23 protein-coding genes and 2 pseudogenes are annotated in these 26,867 nt (G+C 69.4%); 15 read left to right on the top strand and 10 right to left on the bottom strand.

Annotated features, from left to right (window positions below; genetic code table 11):
- Positions 1–4: 4 nt before the first annotated feature.
- Both ACIBTU_RS09225 and ACIBTU_RS09230 read right to left on the bottom strand, forming a co-directional pair.
- Positions 5–328, bottom strand: coding sequence for a hypothetical protein (locus ACIBTU_RS09225; protein ID WP_399125337.1), 324 nt, complete (start codon positions 326–328; stop codon positions 5–7).
- Positions 325–714 (bottom strand): hypothetical protein, encoded by a 390-nt coding sequence (locus ACIBTU_RS09230; protein ID WP_399125339.1) that lies wholly within the window; start codon positions 712–714, stop codon positions 325–327. Before ACIBTU_RS09230 ends, ACIBTU_RS09225 begins: the two co-directional genes overlap by 4 nt.
- Here ACIBTU_RS09230 and ACIBTU_RS09235 point away from each other — a divergent pair.
- Positions 683–2,149, top strand: a complete 1,467-nt coding sequence (locus ACIBTU_RS09235; protein ID WP_399125340.1) for a hypothetical protein — start codon at positions 683–685, stop codon at positions 2,147–2,149. The genes ACIBTU_RS09230 and ACIBTU_RS09235 overlap by 32 nt on opposite strands.
- Positions 2,150–2,165: 16 nt before the next feature.
- Here the strand turns inward: ACIBTU_RS09235 and ACIBTU_RS09240 are convergent, their stop codons facing one another.
- Positions 2,166–3,983, bottom strand: coding sequence for an IS481 family transposase (locus ACIBTU_RS09240; RefSeq protein ID WP_399125341.1), 1,818 nt, complete (start codon positions 3,981–3,983; stop codon positions 2,166–2,168).
- Positions 3,984–4,130: 147 nt separating this feature from the next.
- On the opposite strand from ACIBTU_RS09240, the gene ACIBTU_RS09245 reads away from it, so the two are divergent.
- Positions 4,131–4,790, top strand: a complete 660-nt coding sequence (locus ACIBTU_RS09245; protein ID WP_399125342.1) for a sensor histidine kinase — start codon at positions 4,131–4,133, stop codon at positions 4,788–4,790.
- 8 nt (positions 4,791–4,798) lie between these two features.
- Positions 4,799–5,490 (top strand): annotated as a pseudogene (locus ACIBTU_RS09250) (response regulator).
- A gap of 39 nt (positions 5,491–5,529) precedes the next feature.
- Here ACIBTU_RS09250 and ACIBTU_RS09255 read toward each other — a convergent pair.
- Together ACIBTU_RS09255 and ACIBTU_RS09260 are read right to left on the bottom strand one after the other, a co-directional pair.
- Entirely contained in the window at positions 5,530–6,294 is a 765-nt protein-coding gene (locus tag ACIBTU_RS09255; protein ID WP_399125343.1) for a crotonase/enoyl-CoA hydratase family protein, read from the bottom strand.
- A 125-nt stretch (positions 6,295–6,419) separates the two neighbouring features.
- Complete coding sequence (locus ACIBTU_RS09260; RefSeq protein ID WP_399125344.1) at positions 6,420–7,181, bottom strand: 3-hydroxyacyl-CoA dehydrogenase; 762 nt, start codon at positions 7,179–7,181, stop codon at positions 6,420–6,422.
- A 255-nt stretch (positions 7,182–7,436) separates the two neighbouring features.
- Between ACIBTU_RS09260 and ACIBTU_RS09265 the strand changes: the two genes are divergently transcribed.
- From ACIBTU_RS09265 to ACIBTU_RS09275, 3 genes are all read left to right on the top strand, one after another.
- The gene (locus tag ACIBTU_RS09265) at positions 7,437–8,486 is read left to right on the top strand and encodes an MBL fold metallo-hydrolase (protein ID WP_399125345.1); all 1,050 of its coding nucleotides are present in this window, start codon (positions 7,437–7,439) and stop codon (positions 8,484–8,486) included.
- 336 nt (positions 8,487–8,822) lie between these two features.
- Positions 8,823–10,106: an MFS transporter gene (locus ACIBTU_RS09270; protein WP_399125346.1), complete on the top strand. Its 1,284-nt coding sequence runs from the start codon at positions 8,823–8,825 to the stop codon at positions 10,104–10,106.
- A 94-nt stretch (positions 10,107–10,200) separates the two neighbouring features.
- Positions 10,201–11,076, top strand: coding sequence for a LysR family transcriptional regulator (locus ACIBTU_RS09275; RefSeq protein WP_399125347.1), 876 nt, complete (start codon positions 10,201–10,203; stop codon positions 11,074–11,076).
- Here ACIBTU_RS09275 and ACIBTU_RS09280 read toward each other — a convergent pair.
- Both ACIBTU_RS09280 and ACIBTU_RS09285 read right to left on the bottom strand, forming a co-directional pair.
- Positions 11,013–11,969 (bottom strand): LysR family transcriptional regulator, encoded by a 957-nt coding sequence (locus tag ACIBTU_RS09280; protein ID WP_399125348.1) that lies wholly within the window; start codon positions 11,967–11,969, stop codon positions 11,013–11,015. The genes ACIBTU_RS09275 and ACIBTU_RS09280 overlap by 64 nt on opposite strands.
- An 84-nt stretch (positions 11,970–12,053) precedes the next feature.
- Entirely contained in the window at positions 12,054–14,171 is a 2,118-nt protein-coding gene (locus tag ACIBTU_RS09285) for an FUSC family protein (protein ID WP_399125349.1), read from the bottom strand.
- 222 nt (positions 14,172–14,393) lie between these two features.
- On the opposite strand from ACIBTU_RS09285, the gene ACIBTU_RS09290 reads away from it, so the two are divergent.
- From ACIBTU_RS09290 to ACIBTU_RS09315, 6 genes are all read left to right on the top strand, one after another.
- The gene (locus tag ACIBTU_RS09290; protein WP_399125350.1) at positions 14,394–15,551 is read left to right on the top strand and encodes an acyl-CoA dehydrogenase family protein; all 1,158 of its coding nucleotides are present in this window, start codon (positions 14,394–14,396) and stop codon (positions 15,549–15,551) included.
- A gap of 91 nt (positions 15,552–15,642) precedes the next feature.
- On the top strand, positions 15,643–16,815 hold the full coding sequence (locus ACIBTU_RS09295) for a thiolase family protein (RefSeq protein WP_399125352.1): 1,173 nt from the start codon (positions 15,643–15,645) through the stop codon (positions 16,813–16,815).
- 83 nt (positions 16,816–16,898) lie between these two features.
- Positions 16,899–18,041: an acyl-CoA dehydrogenase family protein gene (locus tag ACIBTU_RS09300; RefSeq protein ID WP_399125353.1), complete on the top strand. Its 1,143-nt coding sequence runs from the start codon at positions 16,899–16,901 to the stop codon at positions 18,039–18,041.
- A complete protein-coding gene (locus ACIBTU_RS09305; RefSeq protein WP_399125354.1) occupies positions 18,038–18,454 on the top strand; it encodes a Zn-ribbon domain-containing OB-fold protein in 417 nt (138 codons plus the stop codon). Before ACIBTU_RS09300 ends, ACIBTU_RS09305 begins: the two co-directional genes overlap by 4 nt.
- The gene (locus ACIBTU_RS09310) at positions 18,451–19,620 is read left to right on the top strand and encodes a thiolase (protein ID WP_399125355.1); all 1,170 of its coding nucleotides are present in this window, start codon (positions 18,451–18,453) and stop codon (positions 19,618–19,620) included. Before ACIBTU_RS09305 ends, ACIBTU_RS09310 begins: the two co-directional genes overlap by 4 nt.
- Before the next feature lie 132 nt (positions 19,621–19,752).
- Positions 19,753–20,946 (top strand): CoA transferase, encoded by a 1,194-nt coding sequence (locus tag ACIBTU_RS09315; RefSeq protein ID WP_399125356.1) that lies wholly within the window; start codon positions 19,753–19,755, stop codon positions 20,944–20,946.
- A 150-nt stretch (positions 20,947–21,096) separates the two neighbouring features.
- Here ACIBTU_RS09315 and ACIBTU_RS09320 read toward each other — a convergent pair whose 3' ends face one another.
- The 3 genes from ACIBTU_RS09320 to ACIBTU_RS09330 all read right to left on the bottom strand — a co-directional run bounded on the left by ACIBTU_RS09320 (position 21,097) and on the right by ACIBTU_RS09330 (position 23,899).
- Positions 21,097–21,909, bottom strand: coding sequence for an HpcH/HpaI aldolase/citrate lyase family protein (locus tag ACIBTU_RS09320; RefSeq protein ID WP_399125358.1), 813 nt, complete (start codon positions 21,907–21,909; stop codon positions 21,097–21,099).
- Positions 21,906–22,775 (bottom strand): hypothetical protein, encoded by an 870-nt coding sequence (locus ACIBTU_RS09325; RefSeq protein ID WP_399125360.1) that lies wholly within the window; start codon positions 22,773–22,775, stop codon positions 21,906–21,908. Before ACIBTU_RS09325 ends, ACIBTU_RS09320 begins: the two co-directional genes overlap by 4 nt.
- Before the next feature lie 173 nt (positions 22,776–22,948).
- Positions 22,949–23,899 (bottom strand): LysR family transcriptional regulator, encoded by a 951-nt coding sequence (locus tag ACIBTU_RS09330; protein WP_399125361.1) that lies wholly within the window; start codon positions 23,897–23,899, stop codon positions 22,949–22,951.
- A 264-nt stretch (positions 23,900–24,163) separates the two neighbouring features.
- On the opposite strand from ACIBTU_RS09330, the gene ACIBTU_RS09335 reads away from it, so the two are divergent.
- The 3 genes and pseudogenes from ACIBTU_RS09335 to ACIBTU_RS09345 all read left to right on the top strand — a co-directional run.
- Positions 24,164–25,348: a CaiB/BaiF CoA transferase family protein gene (locus ACIBTU_RS09335; protein ID WP_399125362.1), complete on the top strand. Its 1,185-nt coding sequence runs from the start codon at positions 24,164–24,166 to the stop codon at positions 25,346–25,348.
- 75 nt (positions 25,349–25,423) lie between these two features.
- Positions 25,424–26,590: an acyl-CoA dehydrogenase family protein gene (locus tag ACIBTU_RS09340; RefSeq protein WP_399125363.1), complete on the top strand. Its 1,167-nt coding sequence runs from the start codon at positions 25,424–25,426 to the stop codon at positions 26,588–26,590.
- A 108-nt stretch (positions 26,591–26,698) separates the two neighbouring features.
- Positions 26,699–26,867: pseudogene (locus tag ACIBTU_RS09345) on the top strand (electron transfer flavoprotein subunit beta); the annotation flags it as partial.

Genomic DNA, 26,867 nt, shown 5'->3' on the forward strand with positions numbered 1-26,867 from the left:
ATGGTCAGTAAAGACCAGGCCCCCGCCGGTCCGCGCCGGTCGTGGGGTGCGCGTAGTGCTCGGCCAGCCGGTCGCCGACCGCGCTGGCGCCCTGGCGGCACACGCTGCCCACGTACTGACACCCACGGCGGCTGTCCCACGCGACATACACTGCGCAGGCGGCCGCCACCCGGCGGCGTACCGCATCCGGCCGGGCCGGGCACACCACCACTGGCGAGCGGGTGTCGCCGCGCTGGACCACGCTGTCGTCGAGCACCGGGCCCACCAGGCGCAGCACCGGCCGCAGGGCCCGGCCGATCTGCGCGGGCAGCGTGAGACCGGCGCTCATTCGGTGTCCTCGTCGTCCTCGTCGTCCTCGTCGAACACGAAGAGGGAAGTGTCGACGGGCCCGAATTTCGTGAGGATCTCGGAGAGCTGGCCCAGCTGCTCGCGCTGGCCTTGGACTGTATCGAAGGTGCCGAATACCTGGTTGCCGCGCTTCTGGCTCATGCGGGCCAGGGCCCGCGCGGCCTTGGCGGCTGAGGTGATGCCCTGCTCGAGGGCCCGGCGCAGGCGCACATCCTCCGCCTCGGGCTCCTGGTTTTTGCCCCCCGACTTGGCGCTGGCCTCGGCGCGGTTCTTGGCGATGGTCTCCAGTGCCTGAGCTGGGTCCGCAGCGTGGACGAGGTCCCACTCGTAGTCGATGATCATCTGCTGGTCGGCCTTGTCGAGCATGGGCTCGCCGTCGTGGACCAGGTACGGCCGGGTCGGCGGCGACGTGGGCGCTGGCGATGGAGTGCAGCATTCGCAGCCCCCCGGCGGTCCGGGCCAGCAGATCGAGCAGCTTTACCGGTGTCGCCCGGAAGGGCGCCTTGCGTGCCTCGCGGTCGGTGCCCTCCTTCGAGCCGCGGTCCCGGGTGATGTAGCCGTCGAGGATCGCTGCGGTGCCGCCCAATACGGTCAGCTCCGCCATGGCGCCCGTCTCGCCGGCCAGAGCGCGCTCGAGGATGTCGTCGAGAACCTCGAACGTGTCCTCGCCCTTGGTCATCTCCCACGGCTGCTTCCACACGGTGTCGGTGATGGTGCCGCCGTTGCCGAAGGTTCGCAGGGGCTGCTCGATGCCCTCCTGGCTGCGGTAGTCCGACAGTGCCATGGGCGCCAGCCGATCGCTGACCCGCTGCCGGTCGGCTTTACCCATCCCGAATTCCTGCTTGATCAGCCGGTTCATAGAGTCCGCGTGCGGCCCGGCGAGCACCGCGTGCTGATGGACCGCGGCCGACCACAGCCGGTGTGCCGGAACGCCGAGCAAATCGTGCATGGCCTGCGCGCCCACGGTGCCGGACAGCACCCGGTGGACGTCTGGGGTGATCAGGCCCTCACGGTGGGCGTGCCGGTAGACCCGCTGCATGCCCTGCGTGTTCTGAGCCCTCTGCCTGAGCAGCAGCTTGCCGCACTCCTCGCCGCCTACGTCCCCCGTGGCCAGGACGAGCAGGTGAGCCGCGAGCCGGAAGCGCTTCAGGAACAGGCCGTGGAGGGAGCCGAGGCCGAGGAAGCGTCACAGGAGGACTGGGCCCGGTTCTACGAGCAGGTCGCCCAGGCGTACGTTGCCGAGTTCGGCTCCAGCCCCGACGCCGTGGCCTTCTCGGAGTACCTGCGCGAGCGTCACGGCCTGGACGCTCCTGAGACCGGCCTGCTCCCTGCGGAGGTCGACGCGCCCCCGCCGGCCGAGACGCCCGACACCGACGTGACAGTGGCGCCCGCCCCACAGACCCAGAAGCCCGTGGGGGAGCAGTCGGCACCCAGCCCGCACCCCGCGCCGGTCCCGTCTCAGCAACGGCGTTCCACTGTTGACGTTCCCCTCCAAACGGAGGCCCACAACACCACCACCGCGACGGAACCACAGCCGCTGACCGTCCCGGACCAGTACTTCCTCGCCTACATCCACTACGTGAACACACACGGCCGGGAGCCGAAGGGATCGGCGGCCTTTGAGGAACTCTCCCAAAACCTCGCCAACGACGGCGTCTTCGGCACCCGCGGTCAGCCAGTCAGCCCCAGCACACTGCGCCGCTACGCACTCGAGCAGAGGATCTACCGCCGTTGGGCCGAGGAACGTGGCTGTGTGTGGTCTCGGGACATGTTTGACGGTTCGTCATCAGGTGCCACTTGACGTACTGGTGTGCGTCTCAGGAGATGCTTGACTGCTTCTGACTGTCCTCGCGTTTGGAGACAACGCGGAGCATGCTGACCGGGCCGGTGTCCCTGCGCTGTTTGACGGCGATCTCTTCGCCTTCGTGGAGGATGCGGAAGTAGGTGTCCTCGATGACGACTGTGACCAGCTTGCCGGCATTCCGCTTGCCGAGTTTCAGGCGCTGTCGGGTAACCATGATCCGGCCGTTGTCGCTCGCCCGTCGCTGAACTCTCATGGCTCCGGTCGGCAGCGCCGGGGCAGGCAGGGGTCCGCTGGCCGCTCGTGCTCCGCGCAGGGAGGGCAGTTGGTCACGGCCCACGGGGCAGGGCCAGGTGCCGATGAGAGCGTTGTCGGTGAGGGCGTGCATGAGGTGCCCGTCGAGCCGCAGGGTGATTTTGCGTCCCGCGAAGCCGTTGCTGACGTGGTAGTCCTCTCCTTTCACACTGATCAGTCCGTCGCGGTGGACGAGACGGTCGATCTCGACGGCCTGTCCGGCGGGGACGAGGAGTCGACCGGTCTTCCCGTTGCTGCGGGGCAGTGCCGGAACACCTGGTGGCGGTCCGGCTGGCCGGGCCCCGCGCATGGTCAGCCAGCGCAAGTTCTCGGGAGTCAGCCGCGAAGCGACCGTCTTGACCAAGTGACCGTCCATGACGACGTGGACACTGAGCTGGTCTGCCCAGACCGTGAGGACACGGCCGGCCATGGCCTGCGGGAGCGAGACCCTCAAGGCCCCGGGCACCAAGGTGAGTTCTCCGCCGGGTGGAACCCGAGCCTCGAACTCGACGGCACCGGATCCCGCCGGAGGCGGTGGTGGTGTCTCGATGACACCGATCACGAACTGTTCGGGCTCCTCCTCACGGAGGCCGCCCTCCGCGGAAGGAATCGGATCGGTGCGGGTGGGGCCATTGGGTCGGAAGCGACTTGCTGGGACGGCCATGTCCAACGACTGGTGGGGGCGCTGGTAGTTGTAGGCGGCCACCCACTCATCGACTGCCTGCTGGGCCGCTTCCTGGGAGGTGAACGGCGCGACGCGGTCGAGGAACTCCTCCCGCAGGGTCCGATGGAATCGCTCGATCTTCCCGGTTGTGGTCGGCGAGCGTGGCTTGGTCCGCCGGGCTGTGATCCCGTTCTCCCGGCAGACGCGTTCGAACAGCACCTCCACCGGCTCGGGCTTGGTATGGCGCCCGGTGAACTGCTTGCCGTTGTCCGTCAGGACCTCTGACGGGACGCCGTAGCGGCGCATTGCCGCGGCGAATGCCTCGCAGACGGCACGACCAGTGGGAACTGCGACCACGGTGGAGATCACCACGAATCGTGAGTGGTCATCGATCCCCGTCACCATCTTGCACTCGCGCCCGTCAGCGAGCATGACCCCGCCGACCAGATCCATCTGCCACAAGTGCATCGGAGCTTCCCGCTGCCACCTGCGGTACTTGCGCTTGTGCTCCTGGACTTGAGCCGTGATCAGCCCGTTCCTGGCAAGCACGCGGTGCACCGTCGCTCGTGAAGGGACCGGAGCGTCTTGCCGCTGAGCCAGCTCATGGCTGATGCGACGGGCACCCCACCTCGGATGCTGCCGCCGTACTTCACAGATCGCCGCCTCGACGGCAGCTGGCAGTCGAGTCGGACTGCTCCGCGGACGCCGGGACCTGTCCGACAGACCGAGCAGTCCCTCCTGCTCGAACCGCTTCCGCCACGTGTGCAGCGACTGACGGGTCGTTCCGTACCGCTCCGCGACCTCGCCGATCGGTGAACCACCCAGGACCTCACACACGGCCCGGTACCTGTACTGCGCCATCGCCTCCGGATCCATGCCCCCTCCGCCGCCATGCCAGCACAGCGAGACGGTCAAGGAAGTGCTGAGACCGAACTTGCCCACCACCCGAAAGCCGTCAAGCAACTCCCGACGACAAACGGTCAAGGAAGTCCTGAGCCGTTACACAGCCACCGGGTCCGGGCCGTGGACGCCGTACGCCAGAACGAGCGCACGGAACTCGCCCGCGACCTGCACGACTTCGTCGCCCACCACGTCACAGGGATCATCGTGCACGCCAACGCCGCCCTGATGATCCAGGAGACCTCGCCGGAGCAGATCGAGCCACTGCTGGAGGGCATTTCGCGAGCCGGGTCCGAGACCCTCGTCTCCATGCGCCGACTGGTGCGGGTACTGCGCGAGGAAGACCACCACGGTGCCCGCCCGGCGGAGATGCTCACCGAACTCGACCGTCTGGTCTCCGCCTTCTCCGAGAACGGAACCGAGGCCCGGCTGGACGTCGCGGACTTGGTGCGCGCGGTCCGGCTGGCTCCCGAGGTGGAGACCTCCGTCCACCGTGTGGTGCAGGAGGCGCTCACCAACGTACGCCGCCATGCTCCTGGGGCGGACGTGGCCGTCCGCATCGGCCTCGACCGGCGCACTGGCGGCGACGTTCTGCGGGTGGAGGTGCCCAACACGGCGCCAACGGTACGACCCACCCTCCCCACGGGTGGCCGGAGTGGCTTCGGACTGGTCGGCCTGCGCGAGCGGGTGGAGGCCGTGGAAGGAGCCCTCACCAGCGGCCGGACTCCGGACGGCGGATGGTGCGTGACCGCCACCTTCCCGGTCCTGGACGCTGTGGCATGATCCCCCGCATGAGCGGCACGAACGGGGCGAGCACCACGGCGGGCGGATCCAGCGGTGCGGCCCGGACACGGGTGTTGATCGCGGACGACCAGGAGATGGTTCGCACCGGCTTTCGGCTGATCCTGGGCACCCAGCCAGACCTGGAGGTCATCGGCGAGGCCGCAGACGGCGCCGACTGCGTCGAACTCGCCCGCCGGCTGCGCCCGGACGTCTGCCTCGTCGACATCCGCATGCCCCGCCTTGACGGTCTGGAGGTCACCCGGACCCTGGCCGGGCCGGGCGTCCCCGACCCGCTGCGCGTCGTCGTGGTGACCACCTTCGACCAGGACGACTACGCGTACACCGCTCTGCGCAACGGCGCCTGCGGTTTCCTTCTCAAGGACGTGGCCTCCAACCTGTTGATCGAGGCCGTGCGCTCCGCGGCCCGTGGCGACGCCTTGGTCTCGCCCGCTGTCACCGTCCGGCTGCTGGAGCACATCGCGCGACACCAGCCGATGCCCACCGCCCCCAGCCCGCTGTCCGAACGGGAACTCGACGTCGTACGCCTGCTGGCGGTCGGCCGCACCAACCAGGAGATCTGCGACGGGCTGTACTTGTCCCTGGGTACCGTCAAGACCCACTTGGCCAACATCAAGGACAAGCTGGGCGTCCGCAACCGCGTCGAGATCGCCGCCTGGCCTGGGACTCCGGTACCGTCTGACGGGAGGCAGGCGCACACTAGCGTGCGGCGCGGTGGATATCAGCGGCCGGTCCAGTGCGGGGAGCGCTTCTCGGTGAAGGCGCGTGGGCCCTCCTTGGCATCATCGGAGGCGAACACTGCTTCCACCAGGCCCTTTTGGCGCTCCTTGGCTTCTGTGGCGGGCCATACGGTGGAGCCCACGACGATCTCCTTGCTGACGCGGACGGCGAGCGGGCCGTTGGCCGCGATGGCGGCGGCGAGCTCGCGTGCGGCATCGAGTGCCCCACCGGGCTCGGTGAGCCGGTTGACCAGGCCGTAGCCGTGGGCGCGGGGTGCGTCGAGGAAGGCGCCGGTCAGCGCCAGCTCCATGGCGATCTGGTACGGCAGGCGCTGCGGCAGGCGCAACAGCCCGCCGGCGGCTGCGACCAGGCCGCGCTTGACCTCGGGGATGCCGAACTTGGCGTCCTCGGCGGCCACGAGCAGATCACAGGCGAGGGCGAGTTCGCAGCCGCCGGCCAGCGCGTACCCCTCGACCGCCGCGATCAGCGGCTTGCGGGGCGGCGCGTCGGTGAGGCCGCCGAGACCGCGTCCCGGAATGCTGGGGCGCTCTCCCTTCAGGAAGGCCTTGAGGTCCATGCCGGAGCAGAAGGTGCCGCCGGCGCCAGTGAGGATGCCGACGCTCAGGTCGACGCGGGAGTCCAGCTCGTCGAGCGCGCCTGCGATGCCCTCGGAGACGCTGAGGTTGACGGCGTTGCGTGACTCGGGGCGATTGATCGTGATGACGGCGACGCCGTCGGAGAATTCGGTGCGGACCGCATCGGACATGGGGTGGTGGCTCCGTAGGTGGTCGGTGGCCGGAGGCCGGGAGAGGTACGGTGTCCGACCGCCGGGACCCGGCCTCCCGCACGGGGAGGCCCAAGTCCGTTGAAACGGGAGGCCGGTGGGGGCTGCTACTTCGGAGCCATGCGGATGGCGCCGTCGAGGCGGATGACCTCGCCGTTGAGCATCGAGTTGTCCACGATGTGCGCGACGAGGGAGGCGTACTCGTCCGGGGCGCCGAGGCGCGGCGGGTGCGGCACCTGCCGGCCCAGCGCATCGCGCACTTCCTGCGGCGCCCGGCCGAGCAGGGGAGTGTCGAAAAGCCCCGGGGCGATCGTAGTCACCCTGATCTGGCGGCTGGACAGGTCACGGGCGATCGGCAGCGTCATGCCGACGATCCCTCCCTTGGAGGCGGAGTACGCCGCCTGCCCGATCTGCCCGTCGAACGCGGCCACCGAGGCGGTGTTGACGATGACACCGCGGTCGCCGTCCAGCAGCTCGTTTCCGCCCATCTTCGCGGCGGCCAGCCGGATCACGTTGAATGTACCGATCAGGTTCACGGTGACCACCTTGGTGAACCGCTCGAGGTCGTACGGTCCGTCCTTGCCGACGGTCCGGCCCGAACCGCCGATCCCGGCGCAGTTGACGACCACGCGCAATGGCCCCTGTTCCGCTGCGGCCTCGACCGCTCGCGTCACATCTGCCTCGCTGCTGACGTCACCGGCGACGAAGGAGGCGAGCTCGCCCAGCTCCTTGGCGACGGCCTGGCCGTTGGAGGACGGCAGGTCGAAGAGCACGACACGAGCGCCGGACCCCAAAAGCTTCCGGGCCGTGGCCAGGCCGAGGCCTGAGGCCCCACCGGTGACAAGAGCGGAAACACCTTCGGTACGCATGGAACTCCCCACTTTCTTCCCTGTGGCGGGTGGCTGCGGCGAACTGGCGGGCCTGTCACCGGTGTTGAGCAGTGTGTGTGCCGGTGCGTCACGCGGACCTGGCTCCGTCTTCGGAGGAACGGCATCCGTTGCGCTCCGCACACCAAGGCGATGACCGCCGGTGAGGCTCCCCGAGTCTGTTAACTTAACGATCGTTCTACCAGTGCCGTCCTTAGGCAACCATAGGCCCCAGGCGGTGTCAACGGAAGGATGACCGTGGCTCTTGAGATCACCGGTACCGCGCAGTGGCAGGCCTGGCAGGACCATGTCCTGCCGCCGGTCGAGCGCGTCCGCGACGGATTGTGGTCCATTCCTGTCCCCATCCCGGACAACCCGCTGCGCTACGTCCTGGTGTACGCGCTGGAGTCCGGCGACGGGGTGGTACTCGTCGACGCCGGCTGGCCTGCCGACGCGTCCTGGGCGGCTCTGTGTGACGGTCTCGCCGAGATGGGCGCCGCCGTCGAGCGCGTCAAGGCGGTCCTCGTCACGCACAACCACGCCGATCACCTCGGCCTGGCCGGCCGCGTGCGCGAGGCCTCGGGTGCGTACGTCGCCCTGCACGCCCTGGACGCCGCCCCGCTGGGCGAAGGTCTCGGTGGCCGAGAGCAGTGGCGCCGTGATCTCCTGCACCACCTCACCCGGAACGGCGTGCCCGACGCCGAGGCCGTCACCACGGTAGATGCCGTGAACGCCGACCTGCTGTTCGGGGCCCCGCGCCCCGACGTGCTGCTCCGGGACGGAGGGCGGATCAAGCTCCCGGACCTGGACCTGCGCGTGGTGTGGACCCCCGGGCACAGCCCCGGACACTCCTGCTTCCACGAGTCGGGGCGCCGGCTGATGTTCTCCGGCGACCACGTGCTGCCCCGGATCACGCCCGCGATCGGCGTGTACGCCCGGACCGTCGGAGACCCGCTGGCGGACTTTCTGCTCTCCCTCGAACGGCTCGGGCAGTACGACGTCGAAGAGGTTTTGCCTGCCCACGAGTACCGCTTCCGGCGCCTCGACCAGCGCCTGGCCCAGATGGCGCGGCACCACACCGAGCGGCTGGCGGAGACCTTCGCCGCGGTGTGCGCGGCGCCCGGGGCCACCGGCTGGGAGCTCGCGGCCCGGCTGGAATGGTCACGGCCGTGGGAGGCCTTCGGTGTGCAGCAACGCCGGTTCGCCCTGGGGGAGACGCTGGCCCACCTCAAGCTGCTCGTGGCCCGGAAGGAGATCGTTGAGCGTGGAACCGGGCCCACGTGTTGGTACCCGGACGCGTCGCAGTGACCCGGGCAGTGTCGGCGGCGGGTACTGGATGTCACCCGGTGTGCCGGACGGCCGGACTGGCTGATCGATCGATAAGTTGGCTAGTGAGCTGGAGACCCGTCATTCCCGGCCCTCACCAGCAAGCATAGGAATCGCCTAACCCAAGGCTCCGTCCTGAGTCTTTGTGGCGCGGGTCGGGCGGACCTCACGATGGCTCCCACCGCCCCCCACTGCCGGAATCCCGCGCATTCCCGAGCCGCAGTCGGTGCTTCCGGCCCCCAAGGCGCACGTCCCCGAAGGAGCCGCCCCGTGACCACGAGCAAAGTGGTAGATGCGAGTCCCGCCCCGAAAGAGTCCGTGACCGAATCCCGGGCCAAGGCCTGGGGGGTCACCGGCCTGCTGATGCTCCTGTACACGGTGAACTGGGCCGACAAGGCCGTGTACGGCCTGGTGGCCCAGCCGCTCGCCGACGAACTCGGACTCAGCGCCTCCCAGATCGGCTTCATCAGCAGCGCGTTCTTCGTGACCTTCACGCTCGGCAACCTGATCGCGGGTCTGCTGAACAAGTGGATGGCCCTCAAGTGGTCGCTCGTCATCCTCTCCATCGGCTGGTCCGTCGCGATGCTTCCGGTGGTCGCCTCGGCCACTTTCACGGTCCTGCTGCTCAGCCGGATGATGCTCGGCTTCCTGGAAGGGCCGACGAGCCCCATCGTCCACACGGCGCTCTACTCATGGCACCCGCGCGAGAAGCGGGGACTCCCCTCGGCCTGCATCACCGCCTGCGCCTCGATCGCCAAGATCGCCATCGCCCCCGCTCTGGCACTGGTGATCGCCTCGCACGGCTGGCGCACGGGCTTCGTGGCTCTGGCGGTCGTGGGCCTGGCCTGGCTCGTGCTGTGGCTGCCGACCTGGCGGCCTGGTCCCTACGGTGACGAGCCGGCCGGCCAGAAGGCAACGGACGCGGCTCCGGCCGAACCCGCCGTGCCGTGGGCCAGGATTCTCCTGTCGCGCACCTTCGTAGGCGGAGCCCTGGGCGGCATGACGATGTACGCCCTGGTGACCGCGGTGCTGACCTGGCTGCCGTCGTACTTCGAACTGGGCCTGGGCTACACCCGGGTGGAGGCCGGCGCCATGTTCGGCTTCCCGAGCATCGCCGGCATTGTGATCATGTTCCTGCTGTCCTGGACCAGTGACCGGATGATCGCGAGGGGTGTCAGCTCCCGCAAGCTGCGCGGCGTGCTCCCCGCGGCAGGTCTGCTGGTGTGCGGCGCCGCGACGGCCGTGCTGCCGATGATCGGCGCGCCCGCCCTTGCGGTGGCCGTCGTCTCGATCGGCTATGCGTTCGGTGCGAGCGGCTTCCCGCTCCTCAACGCGGCTGTGTCCGAAATCGTTCCGCCGCGCCAACTCGCCGGAACCCTCGGCATCTTTCTTGCCCTTCAGTCGCTCGGCGGCGTCTACGGCCCCTTCCTCACCGGATGGATCGTGGACCGGGCGGCCACCCCCGCCGTCGGCTACGCCCAGGCCTTCCAGGTCCTCGGCGTGATGGTGCTGGTCGGTGGACTCGCCGCGCTGCTGTGGGTCAACCCGGAGCGGGACAAGGCGCGCCTGCGTGGCATCGGTGTCCCCGCCGGTTCGGCCTGACCGGCCCATCCCATAGTCCGCCCGGCGGTCGTTGCGTGGTGTTCCCGGCCGCCGGGCCCGACGCCTGTACGGCGGGGCGGGGTATGGTCCGAGTGTGGATCTGAGGCGGATGGAGTACTTCGTCGCGGTCATCGATCACGGTGGGATGACCAAGGCCGCGAACGCGCTCTACATCGCTCAGCCGTCGCTGTCCCAGACGATCCGCAGCCTCGAGCGCGAAGTGGGCGTGCAGCTCTTCGACCGAAGCGGACGCAAGCTCGAACTCACCGCCGCGGGCCGCACGTTCGAGGACTCCGCCCGGCGCGTGCTGCGGGACACCGCGCTGGCCCGGAGCAAGGTCGCAGCCGTACGCGAGCTGCGGGCGGGCCGCCTCGAGATCGCGGCCACCGGCGACCTCAACGTCGATCCGCTGCCCCGCCTGGTGAGCCGCCTGTGCACGCAGCACCCCGGGATCGAAGTGCGCATCAGCGATCCGGGAACACCAGCCGCAGCCGCCGCGACGGTGCGAATGGGCGAGGCCGAGATCGCACTGACCACGCTGCCGGTGAAGGCCGACGCACTCACAGTCCGATCACTGGGGAGCCAGCGCATGGTTCTGGCCATGACCGCTGAACTCGCCGCCGACCTGCCGGATCCGCTGCCTCAGTCCCGGATCGGGGACGTGCCGCTGATCCGAGAGCCGGACGACTGCTTGCCGCGGCTGCTCGCCGATCCCGAACTGGCGCCCCCCGTGGAGCGGGCGAGTGTGCAGTGCGCGCACCGGCAGACGACGTGGGACCTCGTGACGGAGGGCGCCGGCGCGGCACTCCTGCCCGAGCAGTTCGCCACCACCCAGCTGCCCGGGGTGGAGCTGCGGGCTCTGACGCCCGATGTGCGCCGGGAGCTGGGCCTGGTCTACCGAGCCGATCAGCTCTCGCCGGCGGCCGCGGCCTTCCTGGCCGTGGTGGAGTCGGTCGACCGGGCGACGTGATCACGCGCGAGACCGACGAACGCGGCGGCGGCCGACGAGAGGGTATGCCGGTCGAAGACCAGCCCGTACGGCACCCTGAGACGCGGGGTCAATGCCCGTACCTGCGCTCCCGAGGCGCGCGCGGTCTCGGCCATGGACCGCTCGATCCAGGTGGCCCCCAGACCGGCGAGCGTGAATGCCAGCCGGGCCTCCCGGCTCTCGACCGTGGCGACGGGGCGCCGCGTCTGCTGGGCCGGGGGCAGCATGCGGAGGATCGAGATCGCGTGTGAGGGGCCCTGCCCCCGGGGGACGACCACCATCGGGGTGTCCACCTCTGCCCATGTCATGGGGTCGGACTCCGGCACCTCGGCGTCGGGCGGGTAAGCCAGCCAGTATTCCTGGTAGCCCAGTTCGAGAACGTCAAGGGAGTGATCGCTCTCGGCGAGGTTCATGGACCGGTCGAACGGGAGGTGGGTGACCACGATCTCGCACTCCGCGTCACGGAACGGTCCGGCCAGGGCGGCCGCCTCGGTGAGATTGCCGATGGTGATCGACACCCGCGGATGGCGCCGCCGGAACAGGGCCACCAGAGTCGGCAGCATCCCGCTGCTGACGTACGGCAGACTCCGGATGTTCAGCTGTCCGCGCAGATGACCCTCGGTGTCCGGCACAGAGCCCCCGGCCGACGCGACGTCACGGAGGATCGCGCGGGCGGAGCCCACGAGTGCGTGGCCGGCCGAAGTCGGCATCATGCCCCGCCGGACCCGGCGGAACAGCGGTGTACGCAACTCGTGCTCCAGCGCGCGGATGCCCTGAGAGACGCTCGGTTCTGTCACGCCGACCGAAGCCGCCGCCGCTTTGACACTGCCTTGTTCGACGATCGCCAGGAAATATCGCAGGTGATGCAGGTCCACCGAGCCAGGCTAGCGAGGGTCCAGGCCCGGAGGGAGTCGTGGTGAGGAGCGCGTCGACACCGCTGGCCCTGGCCGCGAAGGCACCTATACGGAATGCCGCGCCCGGTCGGCGCCATCAGGGGGAGACGCCGCGGGCACGTCGAGTCCCTCCGTCAGGTCCTCGATCGCCGTGACCAGCCCCAGGCAGCCGCTGAGTGCCCGTGCCCGGATGTGTGAGACGCCGTCGGCCGCTTCCGGGTCTCCGAGCCAGGCCAGCCCGCTGGAGACCGAGAGCAGGTCGAAGGCTTGGCGCAATGCGCCGGGCGGAACAGCCTCACCTCCGCTCGCCGCGCCGGACAGCGCCGTGAGGTGATCCTCCACCGGTGCCGCGAACTCGGCCAGCTCGGGCACTGCGTCGTCCTCGCGGTCCGGAAGATGCTCGGCCAGGAGCGCCGCGGCACGGTTGAGCTTGGCGACGCTCACCATGATGCGCCGGAGTTGGGCCTCGGACCAGCGTCCCCGGTGGCTTCTCGGCTCGTGTGCCAGCTTGCCGACGGCCTCGTTCAGTTCCTCGTGCACCTGTCGCAGCGAGGCACGCAGAGTGTCCAGGGCATTGCGGTCCACAGCGGCGGCCTCCGCGTATCCGGTCAGCAGGAGGGGCAGCAGCTTCGCCTGCAGGCGAAGCCAGCGGGCGAGCAGAACCGGGATGTGCCGGTGGTGCCAGGTGGGCAGCAACAGGAAGATCGCCATCGCGATGAGGGATCCGAGGAGGGTATCGGCGGGACGGCCGAAGGCCACCGGGCCCTCCGGAGCGCCGATGTTGTGAATGAGGAAGACGAGCCACGCGGTGAGGACGATGTTCAGCACATGCTGCCCCGTGCGCAGCAGGGTGAACGAGAGCGCCGCGAACACCACGACAGCGATGGCGAGGGCCCCGTGACTCCATGAGAACTGGAGCAGACCCCAGGCGACGAGTCCGCCGGCGATCGTGCCGATGGGGCGGCTGATGCCGCGGGCGAAGGTGTGCTCGTAGTCGGGGAAGAGCACCAGCATGGTGGTGAGGGCGGCCCAGAAGCCGTGCCCGGGCACACCATGCCCCCAGAAGTCGCCCACCGCCCGGCCCGCTGCCTCTGCCACGGTGGCGCCCACGCCGACCCGGAGCGCGTGCCGGAACAGTGGGTCACTGGGCCTGAGCGCACGGGCCAACCGGTGTACCCCGGCGGACACAGGTCCGGTGCCGGAGTAGAGGGTGGCGATTTCCTCGTGCGGCGCCGACGCGACGCCCCGACGAGAGCCGGCGGAGAGAGCGGCCAACCGCTCCGCCTCTGCGATCTTCGGCAGCAGGCTCCCGGCCGTTTGACCCTGCCAGGCGGCCAGCTCATCTCGGGCCCCGTCCGGAGCCTGCTGTGGCCGGCCCGAGGTGATCGTGCGGGCGATGGTTTCGAGTGTCGCAGCCACGGAGGGGTACGGCACCCTGCGGGCGCCCTGTTCGGCGTACAGGGTGCGACGGATGCGTTCGGCCTCGCCGAGCAGACCGTAGAGCGGTGCCGCGGCCGGACGCGCGAACTGCGGCAGCAGCCCGAGCGCGGCGCGCGCCGCGGAGAAGGAGGCCGAGGCGGGACGCGCCGTGCCCGCCGCCTCGGCCTCCTCGCGGGCGTACGAGGCGAGGAACCGGTACACGTCCGCGACCTTCCGTCGCTGAGCGGCGAAAGGTAGGCCGTACGGGGGAAGCAACTGCGCGAGGACGGTCAGGGCACAGCCCGCGGCGATCCACTTGGTCATTCCGAAGCCGGCTTCCCGGCCCGGCGAGATGTCCGCCGTGACCATGAGGCCGATGACGACCAGATAGGCGCGGATGCCTGCCGCCCGGCCCAGCGCCCACCAGAGTCCGCTGAGGAACGCGACGGGCGCCAGGACGATCAGGTAGTACCACCCGAGAGGTTGGACGACTACGCCCAGCGCGACCGAGCAACTCAAGGCCACGGCGATCACGAGCGCGTTGACGAATCGGTGACGCATCGGCGTGAGCAAGGTGCCGATACCGCAGATGAAGGTGCCCACGCTCATCATGGCCGTGGCCAGCACGTTTCCGGTGGCCCATCCGATGGCGGCTCCCGCGGCCACCGCGAGCACCGCTCGCCCGAGGGCCCAGGGATCGGCGAAGGCACGCTCGGTCCGGAAGCCCTTGCGCATGGCGTGCGCCAGCGATGCCGTCCACGCCATGAGGCCACACTCCCTTGTCCGAGGATGTAGATGCGTGCATCGTGCAGGTAGTTGATTCTTGCGTTCGGATACCAGGATCTTCGCGAGTCTCGCAGGGCCGCAAGGGCTGTCTGGTCGGACGGTCGGGGCCGGGCTCGAACTTCTTCTCTTCAGGGATGGCTTAACGATCGTTCGAATAATAGGCTACGTCGAGGAACACTCCCAGCGAGAGGAGAGGCTGCCGTGCGCCTTTCGGTGTTCGACGAGGATCATGAGGCGTTCCGTGCGACGCTGCGTGACTTCATCGGCAAAGAGGTCGTACCCTCCCACCACGAGTGGGAGGAGCAAGGCCATCCGCCGCGCGACTTCTATCGCAGGCTCGGTGAACTGGGCATCCTCGGCATCCAGGTTCCCGAGGAGTTCGGCGGCGCGGGGGAGTCCAGCTTCAAGTTCGCCGCGGTCGTCACCGAGGAAACCGCGCGGGCCGGAGTCTCCTTCGGCAACTACTCGGTGCACGCCAACCTGATCCTGCCGTACCTCATGGCGTACGCGACGCGGGAGCAGAAGGAGCGGTGGCTGCCCGGTTTCGCGAGCGGCGACCTGATGACCGCGATCGCGATGACGGAGCCCGGCACGGGTTCCGACCTCGCCAACATCCAGACGAAGGCCGAGCTCTCGGCGGACGGTACGCACTACGTCCTCAACGGTGCCAAGACGTTCATCACCGGCGGAGCCCTCGCCGACCTGGTGCTCGTCGTCGCCCGCACCACCCCCTTCGATCCGGGGAACCGGCGGGCGGGCCTGTCCATCCTGTGCGTGGAGTCAAGGAGCGAGGGCTTCGCGGTCGGCCGCCGGCTGCAGAAGATCGGCCTGAAGGCCTCCGACACCGCCGAGCTGTCCTTCACCGACGTCAAGGTGCCGGTGGAGAACCTGCTCGGAGAGCAGGGCGAAGGCTTCTCCTACCTCACGCACAATCTGCCCCAGGAGCGCCTGACCATCGCGCTGGGCAGCGCCGCTGCCGCGACCGCCGCTCTGCGTTTCGCGACCGACTACGTCCGGGAGCGGACCGTCTTCGGCAAGCCGGTCGCCCACTTCCAGAACACCAAGTTCGTGCTCGCCGAGTGCGCCACCGAGGTCGAGGCCGCGCGGCTCATGGCGGACCGTGCCCTGGAGCTGCACGACAGCGGCGAGCTGACCGTTGCCGACGCGGCCAAGGCCAAGCTGTTCTGCACGGAGGTGGCAGGCCGCGTCATCGACAAGTGCCTCCAGCTGCACGGTGGTTACGGTTACATCACCGAATACCCCATCGCCCGCCTCTACGCCGACACCCGTGTGTCCCGTATCTACGGCGGGACGAGCGAGGTCATGAAGACGATCATCGCCAGGTCTCTCGGCCTCTGACCGACCCGTCGCCTCTCCGGCGGGCATCCGGGAGTCGAGCCTAGCCGCGCCCCGATCAATCCGCCCGAACGTACGATCAGGAGTATCCCGCATGCGTGACGCAGTCATCGTCGACGCCGTTCGCACAGCCGTCGGCAAGGGAAAGCCGGGCGGTGCGCTGTCCGGCATCCATCCCACCGACCTGTCCGCCCACGTCCTCAAGGCGCTGGCCGAGCGCAACAGCCTCGACCCCGCCACCGTCGACGACGTCATCTGGGGCTGCGTGTCCCAGGTCGGCGAACAAGCGGGCGGCATCGGCCGCTACTCGGTCCTGGCGGCGGGCTGGCCCGAGCACGTTCCCGGCCTGACCGTCGACCGCCAGTGCGGGTCCTCGCAGCAAGCCGTACACCAGGCCGCGGCCGGGGTCATCGCCGGCCAGTACGACATCGCGATCGCCGGCGGCGTCGAGTCGATGTCCAGGGTACCGATGGGCTCGCCCCGCATGGGCGGCCGGCTCGGTGAGCCGTTTGGGACGCTGGTGGCCGAGCGCTACGACAACTACCGCTTCAACCAGGGCGTCGGCGCCGAAATGATCGCCGAGGAGTTCGGGCTGACCCGCGAGGACCTCGACCAGCACGCCCTGGACTCGCACGCGCGTGCCGCCCGCGCCATGGCCGAGGGCCGTTTCAAGAGCCAGATCACCCCGGTCACCGTCACCGACACGGACGGCAGCACCCGTGTCTTCGACACCGACGAGGGCATCCGGCGCGGCGGCACCCTGGACGCCATGGCCGGCCTGAAGACCCCGTTCAGGACGGACGGTGTCGTATCGGCCGGCAACGCCTCGCAGATCTCCGACGGTTCGGCCGCGCTCCTTGTCACCACGAGTGACATCGCCGAACGTAACGGATGGACGCCGATAGCCCGCTTCCACACGGGAGTGGTCACGGGCGTCGATCCGGTCACCATGCTCAAGGGCCCCATCCCGGCCACGCGCAAGGCACTGGAGCGCTCTGGCCTCGGCATCGACGACATCGGCGCCTTCGAGATCAACGAGGCGTTCGCCGCGGTCTCGCTCGGCTGGCAGCGCCAGACCGGCGCGGACTACGAGCGGATGAACCCCAACGGTGGCGCCATCGCCCTCGGCCATCCGCTCGGCGGCTCCGGCGCCCGCCTGATGACCACCCTGGTCCACCACATGAGGGACAACGGCATCCGGTACGGCCTCCAGTCGATGTGTGAGGGCGGCGGCATGGCCAACGCCACCATCCTGGAAATCATCTGACCGTCCGGCCGCCCAGGCCCGACACGCACGGCCCCAAAGCTCCGGGACCGCATGCCAACCGGCCTCGACAGAAAGGCACAACCATGGAAGCCGCTGACTTCAAGGCGGTGCTCGACGCGGTCCGCCACCTCATCCGCGAGGATGTCGTGCCACGCGAGGACGAGATCGAAGAGACGGACACGATCCCGGAGGACATCCGGCGCAAGGCCGCGGCGATGGGCCTGTTCGGCTACACGATCCCCGAGGAGTACGGAGGCCTGGGGGCGAATCTGTACGAGGACGTCCAGCTGGCCTTCGAGTTCGGCTACACCACGCCCGCGTTCCGCTCGATGTTCGGCACCAACAACGGCATCGCCGGCAAGGTCCTCGTCAACGCCGGAACCGAGGAGCAGCGCAAGCACTGGCTGCCCCGGCTGGCCGAGGGCGCGGTGGCTTCCTTCGCGCTCACGGAGGCCGAGGCGGGCTCCGACCCCTCGGGCCTGACCACCCGCGCGGTACGAGAGGGCGACAGCTACGTCATCAGCGGCGCGAAGCGGTTCATCACCAACGCCCCGCTCGCGGACCTGTTTGTCGTCTTCGCCCGCACCGGCGAGGAGAAGAGCGGAACCAAGGGCATCTCCGTATTCCTCGTCGAGGCGGGCCTGCCCGGTGTCACCGTCGGACCCAAGGACCACAAGATGGGCCAGGCAGGTGCCTGGACCGCCGAGGTCTTCTTCGACGAGGTCCGGGTTCCTGCGGCCGCGCTCGTGGGCGGGGCGGAGGGAGTGGGCTTCGGCACGGCGATGAAGTCCCTCGTGCGCGGGCGGGTGCACATCGCGGCGCTGTGCGTGGGCATGGCCGAACGCATCCTCCAAGAGTCGGTCGCGTATGCCGCTGGCAACCGGCAGGGCGGACGGCCGATCGGCGAGTTCCAGCTGGTCCAGGCGATGCTCGCGGAGATCCAGACCGGGGTCCTGGCCGGCCGCGCGATGGTCCTGGAAGCCGCGCGTGCCTACGACTCCGGTGCGGACCGTCGCGTCGCGCCCTCGGCCGCCAAACTGTTCTGCTCCGAGATGGTCTCGAAGGCCGCCGACCACGCCGTACAGATCCACGGCGGCATGGGCTACATGCGCGGCACCGTCGTCGAGCGCTGCTACCGGGACGCCCGCCTGTTCCGCATCTACGAGGGCACCAGCGAGATCCAGAAGCTGATCATCGGCAAGGCCCTGCTCAAGGACACCAAGTGACCGTACCGGCAGCCACGAACGAGCCGACCGAAACCACAGCCCCCGCCCTGGCATACGCCGAAGGACTGGCCGCAGGGGAGCTGCGCTTCCAGCACTGTGCCTCCTGCGACCGCGCCGTGTTCCACCCCCGGGTCCTGTGCCCGCACTGCGGTGCGGAATCCCTCGAGGTGCGGACGAGCGCCGGCCTCGGCACGGTGTACGCCACCACCGTGCTGCACAACCGGGGCAGTGGTCCCCGCAACGTGGCTCTGATCGATCTCGACGAGGGATTCCGGATGATGAGCCGGGTCGAAGGCATCGACCCGGAACAGGTCACGATCGGTGCCCGCGTGCGCGTGGCTGTCGTGGCGGCCGACGGCGAGCCACTCGCCGTGTTCCGGCCGGCAGGAACCGCATCGGAGGTACCGGAATGACCGCAGAGCGCAACCTGCGCGGCAAGGCCGCCGTCATCGGCGTGGCCGAGTCCGATCTGGGCCAAGTGGCGCCCGGCCTCACTCACTTCGACCTCATCGGCCAGGCCACCTCGCGCGCGCTGAAGGACGCCGGGATCGCCAAGTCGGAGATCGACGGCTTCTTCTGCGCCTCCTCGTACCTTCCGTTCCCCACCCTGGACGTCGCCGAGTATCTCGGTATCCGCCCCCGGTACGCCGACTCGACGAACGTCGGCGGGAGTTCCTTCGTCTCCCACCTGCTCCATGCCGCCCTGGCCATCGACGCGGGCCTGTGCACCAACGCGCTGATCGCCTACGGCTCCACCCAGCGTTCCGACGGCGGCCGCCTGGTGTCGCCGACGAAACTGCTGCCGTGGGAGGAGGCCTACAAGCCGCGCTACCCCGTCTCCATGTACGCCCTGGCCGCATCGCGGCACATGTACGAGTACGGCACCACGCGCGAGCAGCTGGCCGAGGTGGCCGTTGCCGCGAGGGACTGGGCCCAGCTCAACCCGAAGGCATTCACGTACGGCAAGGGGCCGCTGACCGTCGAGGACGTGCTGTCGGCGCAGATGATCAGCCATCCGCTGACCTCGAAGGACTGCTGCCTGGTCACCGACGGCGGCGGCGCCGTCATCCTCACCAGCGCCGAGCGTGCCCGCGACCTGCACTCCGCACCCGCCTACTTCCTCGGCGGCGGCGAGGCCAACTGGCACCGCTCGATCTCCCAGATGCCCGACCTGACCACCACCGCCGCTGTCGACTCGGGCCGCCGCGCCTTCGGCATGGCCGGCCTCAAGCCCTCCGACGTGGACGTGGTCGAGCTGTACGACGCGTTCACCATCAACACGATCCACTTCCTGGAGGACCTGGGCTTCTGCGCCAAGGGCGAGGGCGGTGCCTTCGTCTCCGGCGGCCGGATCGCCCCCGGCGGCGAGCTGCCGGTCAACACCAACGGGGGTGGCCTGGCCTACTGCCACCCCGGTATGTACGGCATCTTCCTCATCATCGAAGCCGTACGGCAGCTGCGGGGCGAAGGCGGCCGACGACAGCAGGCGGACACCCACGTCGCCCTGGTCAACGGCAACGGCGGCGTCCTTTCCAGCCAGGCGACCGCACTCCTGGGCACGTCGGAGGCCTTGGGGTGAGAAACACCGCCGGCGGTGCCGACGCGCACACGGGACCCGAACCCTGCCGCGCACCGCGAACTGCGTGACCGTACTCGACCGCACCGATGAGGCAGGCCGCGCCCAGCCTTCCGTCAGGCCGAAAGGAACACCATGCCCTCTGGAGAACCGTCCCCGCAGACCGGGCTGTTGACCGGCCTCAGGGTGGTCGAGATCTCGAGCTACGTGGCCACACCCCTGTGTGGTCTCGCCCTCGCGCAGCTGGGCGCCGACGTCGTCCGGGTCGAGCCCCTCGGGGGCGCGGCCGACCGCACCAGATGGCCGCTCGCCGATTCCGGTACGAGCCTCTACTGGTCCGGCCTCAACAAAGGCAAGCGCGCCGTAGCCATCGACATGGACTCCGCCGAGGACCGCCGGCGGGTCGTCGACCTGATCGTGCAGGGCGGACCCTGCGTCGTGGTGAGTAACGGCGACAGGTACCCGGAGTTCGGCTACGAGGCGCTCAGCGCGCAGCGCCCCGACGTCATCCACGTGCTCCTACGGGGACGTGCCGACGGGGGAGCGGCGGTCGACTACACGGTCCAGGCCGGCACCGGGTTCCCGCTGATCACCGGAGAGCCGGGAACCATGTCGCCGGTGAACCATGTGCTGCCGGCCTGGGACATCGCGGCGGGTCTCTATCTGGCGGTCGGTCTGCTCGCCGCGGAGCGGGGCCGATTGGTCACCGGCCGGGGGCGCGAGATCACGGTCGCGCTCGACGATGTCGCGTTCGCCACGGCGGGAAACCTGGGCTACCTGGCCGAGGCTCAGGTCACCAGCCACGATCGGACCAAGTCCGGCAACGACGTCTTCGGCACCTACGGCCATGACTTCGTCACGGCGGACGGAGTGAGTGTGATGGTCGTCATCCTGACGAAGCGTCACTGGACCAAGCTGTTGAACGCGACCGGCCTTACGATGGCGTTCGAGGGCCTGGCAGAGGCGCTCGGCATCGACTTCTCCAGCGAATCGGACCGGTACGAACACCGGGACGTCATCTCGACCCTGCTGGCCCGCTGGTTCGCTGCCACCCCTTTCGAGGAGGCAGCCAAGAGCCTGGACGGCCAACGGATCCTCTGGGAGCGTTACCGGAGCTTCGAGGAGCTCGGGAGCGACGGAGGCGCTGCCCTTCGCGAGCGCGACCTGTTTGACGTGGTCGACCAGCCTGGAGTGGGCCCGCACCTGGCGCCGAAATCACCTATCGTCGTCGACGGCGAGCGCCTGGACCCCCGTCCGGCCCCCTTGGTGGGTCAGCACAACGCCGACCTTCTCGACAAGGCGAACGAGCCCGAGGCCCCCAGGCGGTAGGAGTGGGCGCAGGCCGACGGGCCGGTGTCGGGGAACCAGGACTTTGTTCCCCGACACCGGCCCGTCGGCGGTCCACGCTCGGGATGCCGCTCCCTTGGAAGCGGTCAGGTGTTCACGCGGAGCCGGGCGGCTTGTGCTGAGTCAGTCGGCTCACGTCGCGCAGGCCGCGAGGATGCGGCGGGCGCGCTCCAGTACAGGCTTGTCGATCATCTGTCCGTCGATCACGGAGACGGAGTCACCCGCGGCGACCACGGTGCGTGCCCACTCCACTTCGCCCTCGCCGGGGGCGAAACCGGCCGCGGCCGACGCGATCTGTGACGGGTGGATACACAGCTTCCCCGTGAAACCCAGGCGGCGGGCGTGCTCGATGTCCGCCACGAGGACATCCGTGTCCTTCACTCTGGTGGTGACACCGTCGACCGGAGGATACAGGCCCGCGGCCGCCGAGGCGGAGACCAACCGCGAGCGGGCGTACGTCAGAGCCATGTGGTCGTCATGACCGATGCCGAGCTGACTTGAGAAATCGACGTTGCCGAAGGCCACCCGGACCGCGCCGACCGTGGCACACACCTCCGTGGCCCGCTCCACACCCGCGGCCGTCTCGACGAGGGGAAGCAGCAGGCACTTGCCGGCCGTACGACAGGCGACGTCCGCGAGTACGGCGGGATCCTCGGACTTGGGCACCATGACGGGTGCGTTGAACCGGGCCGCCACTTCGAGATCGGCTTTGCACCACGGTGTACCCGGGGCGTTGATCCGCACCACGGCACTGCGGCCCTCGCCCAGCCACGCGGCCACATGGGCGCGCGCGGAGTCCTTGTCCTGCGCGGCGACAGCGTCCTCGAGGTCGATGATGACCGCATCGGCGCCGGCGGACCTGGCTTTGGCGAACCGGTCCGGCCGGTGCCCGGGGACGAACAGCAGACTGCGCGCGGTCTCCAGCCGGCTTCGGGTCAGGGTCATGCGAAGGTCACCTCCGCCGTGGCGTGGCGCTGGTCGCGATGCGTCGCGATCTGCAGAGCGGCGTCGTGGTCGGCAGGCGCCCCGGTCGCCAGCAGTCGCTCGCCGGCGAAGGCGGGGCTGCGCAGCCGGTAGGACAGCGAACGCACCGGATGGTCCGGAGCGTTGAGGCGTACGAGTTCGAGCATCGACAGGACCAGGAGCGGCCCGTGGACGACGAGGCCGGGGTAGCCCTCCTGCTCCTGGGCGTACGGCGCGTCGTAGTGGATGCGGTGCGCGTTCGCGGTGAGGGCGCTGAACCGGAAGAGGAGCCTGGGGTCCGGCTGCAGAGGAAGCTGCCAGGGCGCGCCGGAGTGCGGCGTCGCCGAGGTGTCGACACCGGTCGGATGCCGCCCGTCACTCCGCCCGGAGCGGTAGACGATGTCCTGCTCCTCGACCAGGCGGGTGCGGCCCTCCTGGAGATACTCGTAGCGCACCGTGACGAAGAGGAGTTCCCCCGTCTTGCCCTGCTTGGTGGTCACCGTGCCCACGCTGCTGATGCGCCGGGCCGGGTCCCCGATCCGCAAGGGCTCGATGATGTCGCAGCGCCCACCGGCGAACATCCGCTGCCGGTCGGGGATGGGCGGCAGGAAGTGGCCGTGGCGAGGGTGCCCGTCTTCGCCCAGCTCGCGCTGTGCCGGCCACTGCAGGAAGTGCAGCCAGTGCCACAGCGGGGGGAGGGCGTCGCCGACCGCCGCGACCGGCTCGGGCCGGTCGAGCAGCGCCGACAGCGCGGCCACGGGGGCGGGGGACAGAACGTCATCGTCCTCGACCGCTCCGGGACTCCACGACTCCACGTACGGGCCGAGCCCGCTCCGGGCGATGTCCATGGGGTTCTCCTCAACAGGTGGCTCTGTCCGAGCCCTACCGTGTGTGTACGGCCTGCCGACGATGCCCGTCCGACGCGGCCGACTCACCAGCATGCTTGCTGATGGATGACCATGAAAAATAGAAAGACCTGATGCCGGCATGCCTCGACGGCATGAGGCTGCGCCGGACGCGGTCACGCCTCCTTGGCCCGCCCCCCGGCGGGCAACTGCGCGGAGGGCCACTGCCCTTGACGTACGGCCGCGTGGATGCGGCGGGTCAGTTCCTTGGCCACGACCTCGGCGGCCGGTGCCATCCGCCCCGCCCGGGAGGTACCGAGCACGATCGAGCGCCACACCTCGGGGTCGCGCAGGGGCGCCGCGCTCAGCGACCCGTCAGCCACGTCCTCGGCGATACCCACACCTGGCAGCACGGTCCAGCCGTGGCCGGCCCGCACCAGCTGCTTCTGGACGTGCATGGAGTTCGTCTGGACGATCAGATTCATCTCCGCCTGGGCCTGCGCGGCGGCCTGGTCGATCAATGCGCGCAGCCCGTGGCCGGCCGCGGGAACCACCAGCGGATTCGACACGACCTCCCGGAACGGGACGGGCCGGTCCGCCCGGAGTCCGGCCGACGGAGGCGCGACCGCCCACAGCTTCTCCCGCACCAGAGGCTCGACATTGAGCGAGGGTGTGCCCGCGAGGTTGTAGAGCAGGGTCAGATCCAGATCACCCTCGTCGAGCCACTGCTGCAGGTGGCCGGAGTAGGCGGTGAGCAGGCGCAGATCGATGCCGGGATGGTCGCGCAGGACGGCGGAGGTCAGTGGCTCGGCCAGCAGGTTGCTGGTGCTGTCGAGCAGGCCGACGGTCACGATGCCGGACACCACGCCGGGCGTCGGCTGCAGCTCGGCGCGGGCCCGCTCCAGCTCGTTGAGGGCGCGCCGGGCGCGTTCGACCATGGTCGCTCCGGCCGCCGTGGGCTGCATGCCCTGCCTGGTTCGCTCGAAAAGCGCGACGCCGAGCTCCTGCTCCAGGGTGCGGATCTGCCGGGTGACAGCCGGCTGGACCAGGTGCAGCAGCTCGGCCGCGCGCGTCACGCTGCCCACCTCGGCCACCGTGACCAGCGCTCTGAGTTGCTTGATGTCCACCGGTTCCTCCGCTCCATCCGCGCTCGGCATGGGGCCATCACAAGTTGGTATTTCACAGCCCATGCCATGCGCCTACATTATGTATCTGCCAGGGGAGCGGGTGACGTTCCCACAGTGCACGCTGCCACAGCGATGCACCGGGCGGCGCGAGGGCGACCGCACACGCCCTCCCCACCGGCGGATCTTCCGTGTCTTCCCCTGGGGAGGCCCGCCGGGCGCCGCCCGGTACGCAGCACCTTCCCCGCACGTCCTGGAGGTCAGAACATGACCGCGCTTCCGCTCTGCGGAGTCACCGTCGTCAGTGTCGAGCAGGCTGTGGCCGCCCCGTTCGCCACGCGCCAGCTCGCCGACCTCGGTGCCCGGGTGATCAAGGTGGAACGACCCGACGGCGGTGATTTCGCGCGCCGCTACGACACCACCGTGCACGGCGAGTCGAGCTACTTCGTATGGCTCAACCGGTCGAAGGAGTCCGTCACTCTCGACCTCAAAACGTCCGCCGGCCGTGACGTGCTGGAGGAGCTGCTGGCCCGGGCAGACGTGTTCGTACAGAACCTGGCCCCGGGAGCGGCGGCCCGTCTGAGCCTCGACAACGAGGCACTCGCCCGACGGCACACCTCCTTGATTGCGTGCACCATCTCCGGATACGGCACCAGCGGCCCATGGGCCGACCGCAAGGCGTACGACCTGCTTGTGCAGTGCCAGACGGGCCTGGTCTCACTGACCGGTACACCGGAGGAGACCGCGCGGGTCGGAGTGTCGATCGCCGACATCGCCGCGGGCATGTACGCCCACTCCGGCATCCTCACGGCGCTGTACACGAAGGCGACGACAGGGGTGGCCCCGGCGGTGGAGGTGTCGCTGTTCGAGGCGCTGGCGGAGTGGATGAGCCAGCCTGCCTACTACACGCGCCACGGCGGCACACAGCCCGCGCGGATCGGCACGCAGCATGCCACCATCGCGCCCTACGGCGCCTACACAGCGGCTGACGGCAGACAGGTCCTGTTCTCCATCCAGAACGAGCGGGAGTGGGTGTCGCTGTGCGAACGGCTCCTTGAGCGCCCGGAGCTGGCGGCCGATCCGCGGTTCGCCACCGGGGCAGACCGCGTCGCCCACCGGGACGAGCTGAACGCGATCATCACGGAGCGGTTCCTGCGCTCCGGCAGCGGCGAGGCGATGAAGCTTCTCGACGAGGCGGGCATCGCCAACGCCGGGGTGAACGGCGTCCGGGAGTTCATCGAACACCCGGCGCTGGCCGGGCGGAATCGCTGGCAGGACGTGGGCATCCCGGGTGCGGTGGTGCAAGCCCTGAGACCCCCGGCGGACCTGACCGGTTTCGCTCCGCGGATGGATCCTGTGCCGGGCCTTGGCGAGCACACCGAACGGGTCCTGGCCGAACTCGGCCTCGATGCGGACCGGATCGAGGCAATGCGGGGCGACGGCGTCATCTGACCGCACACGCTGGCGTCGCGGGGCCGGACCGAATACCTGGACTGCTTGAACGACTTGAACGACGAGGAGCACAACGTGAGCACCCTGGACACCCTTTCCGATGACGAGCAGTTCGTCGTGAAGACCGTGCGCGATTTCGTCAACAAGGAGGTGAAGCCCGTCGTCCAGGAACTCGAGCACTCCAACACCTACCCCGAAGCCCTGATCGACCAGATGAAGAAGCTCGGCATCTACGGGCTCGCCATCCCCGAGGAGTACGGCGGCAACGCCGTCTCCATGCCCTGCTACGTGCTGGTCACCGAGGAACTCGCGCGCGGCTGGATGAGCCTGGCCGGCGCCATGGGCGGCCACACCGTTGTCGCCAAGCTGCTGCTGCACTTCGGCACGGAGGAGCAGAAGCGCCACTACCTGCCCAAGCTGGCCACCGGCGAGATGCGGGCCACCATGGCCCTGACCGAACCCGGCGGCGGTTCGGACCTGCAGGCCATGCGCACCGTCGCCCGCAAGGACGCCGATGGCTACTTCGTCAACGGCTCGAAGACCTGGATCACCAACTCCCGTCGCTCCGGGCTGATCGCCCTGATGTGCAAGACGGACCCCGACGCGAGCCCCGCGCACCAGGGCATCTCCATCCTCCTCGCTGAACACGGCCCGGGCCTCACGGTCTCCCGTGACCTGCCCAAGCTCGGCTACAAGGGTGTGGAGAGCTGCGAGCTGGCCTTCGATGACTACCGTGTGCCCGCCGACGCCGTACTCGGCGCCGTCGAGGGCAGGGGCTTCTCGCAGATGATGAAGGGCCTGGAGACCGGCAGGCTCCAGGTCGCGGCCCGCGCACTCGGTGTCGGCCGCGCCGCCCTTGAGGACTCCCTCGCCTACGCCCAGGAGCGCGAGTCCTTCGGCAAGCCCATCTGGCAGCACCAGGCCATCGGGCACTACCTCGCCGACATGGCCACTCAGCTCACCGCGGCCCGCCAGCTGACCCTCTACGCGGCCCGCGAGGCCGAGGCGGGCCGGCGCGTGGACATGGAGGCGGGGATGGCCAAGCTCTTCGCTTCCGAGACCGGCATGCAGATCGCCCTCAACGCGGTCCGCATTCACGGCGGTTACGGGTACTCGACCGAGTTCGACGTGGAGCGCTACTTCCGCGACGCTCCGCTGATGATCGTCGGTGAGGGCACCAACGAGATTCAGAAGAACGTCATCGCGAGCCAGCTCGTCAAGCGCGGCGGGCTCGACGCGTGACCACGTGAACCGAGTGGTGTACCACGTGGACTCGGCGGAGCACCCAAGAGATCGAAGTGGCCCGGATGAGGGCTGTCGTGAAGAACTGCAGGAACTGGAGGCGCCCTCATGGTGAACATCGTGGTGTGTGTGAAGTACGTGCCGGACGCGACCGGTGACCGGCATTTCGCTGATGACCTGATCGTGGACCGTGACGACGTGGACGGTCTGCTTTCCGAGCTGGACGAGTACGCGGTGGAGCAGGCGCTGCAGATCTCGGAGAACTCGGACGACGATG

Origin of the sequence: Streptomyces sp. NPDC050145 (genome assembly GCF_044460245.1) — a bacterium.
Taxonomy (GTDB): domain Bacteria; phylum Actinomycetota; class Actinomycetes; order Streptomycetales; family Streptomycetaceae; genus Streptomyces.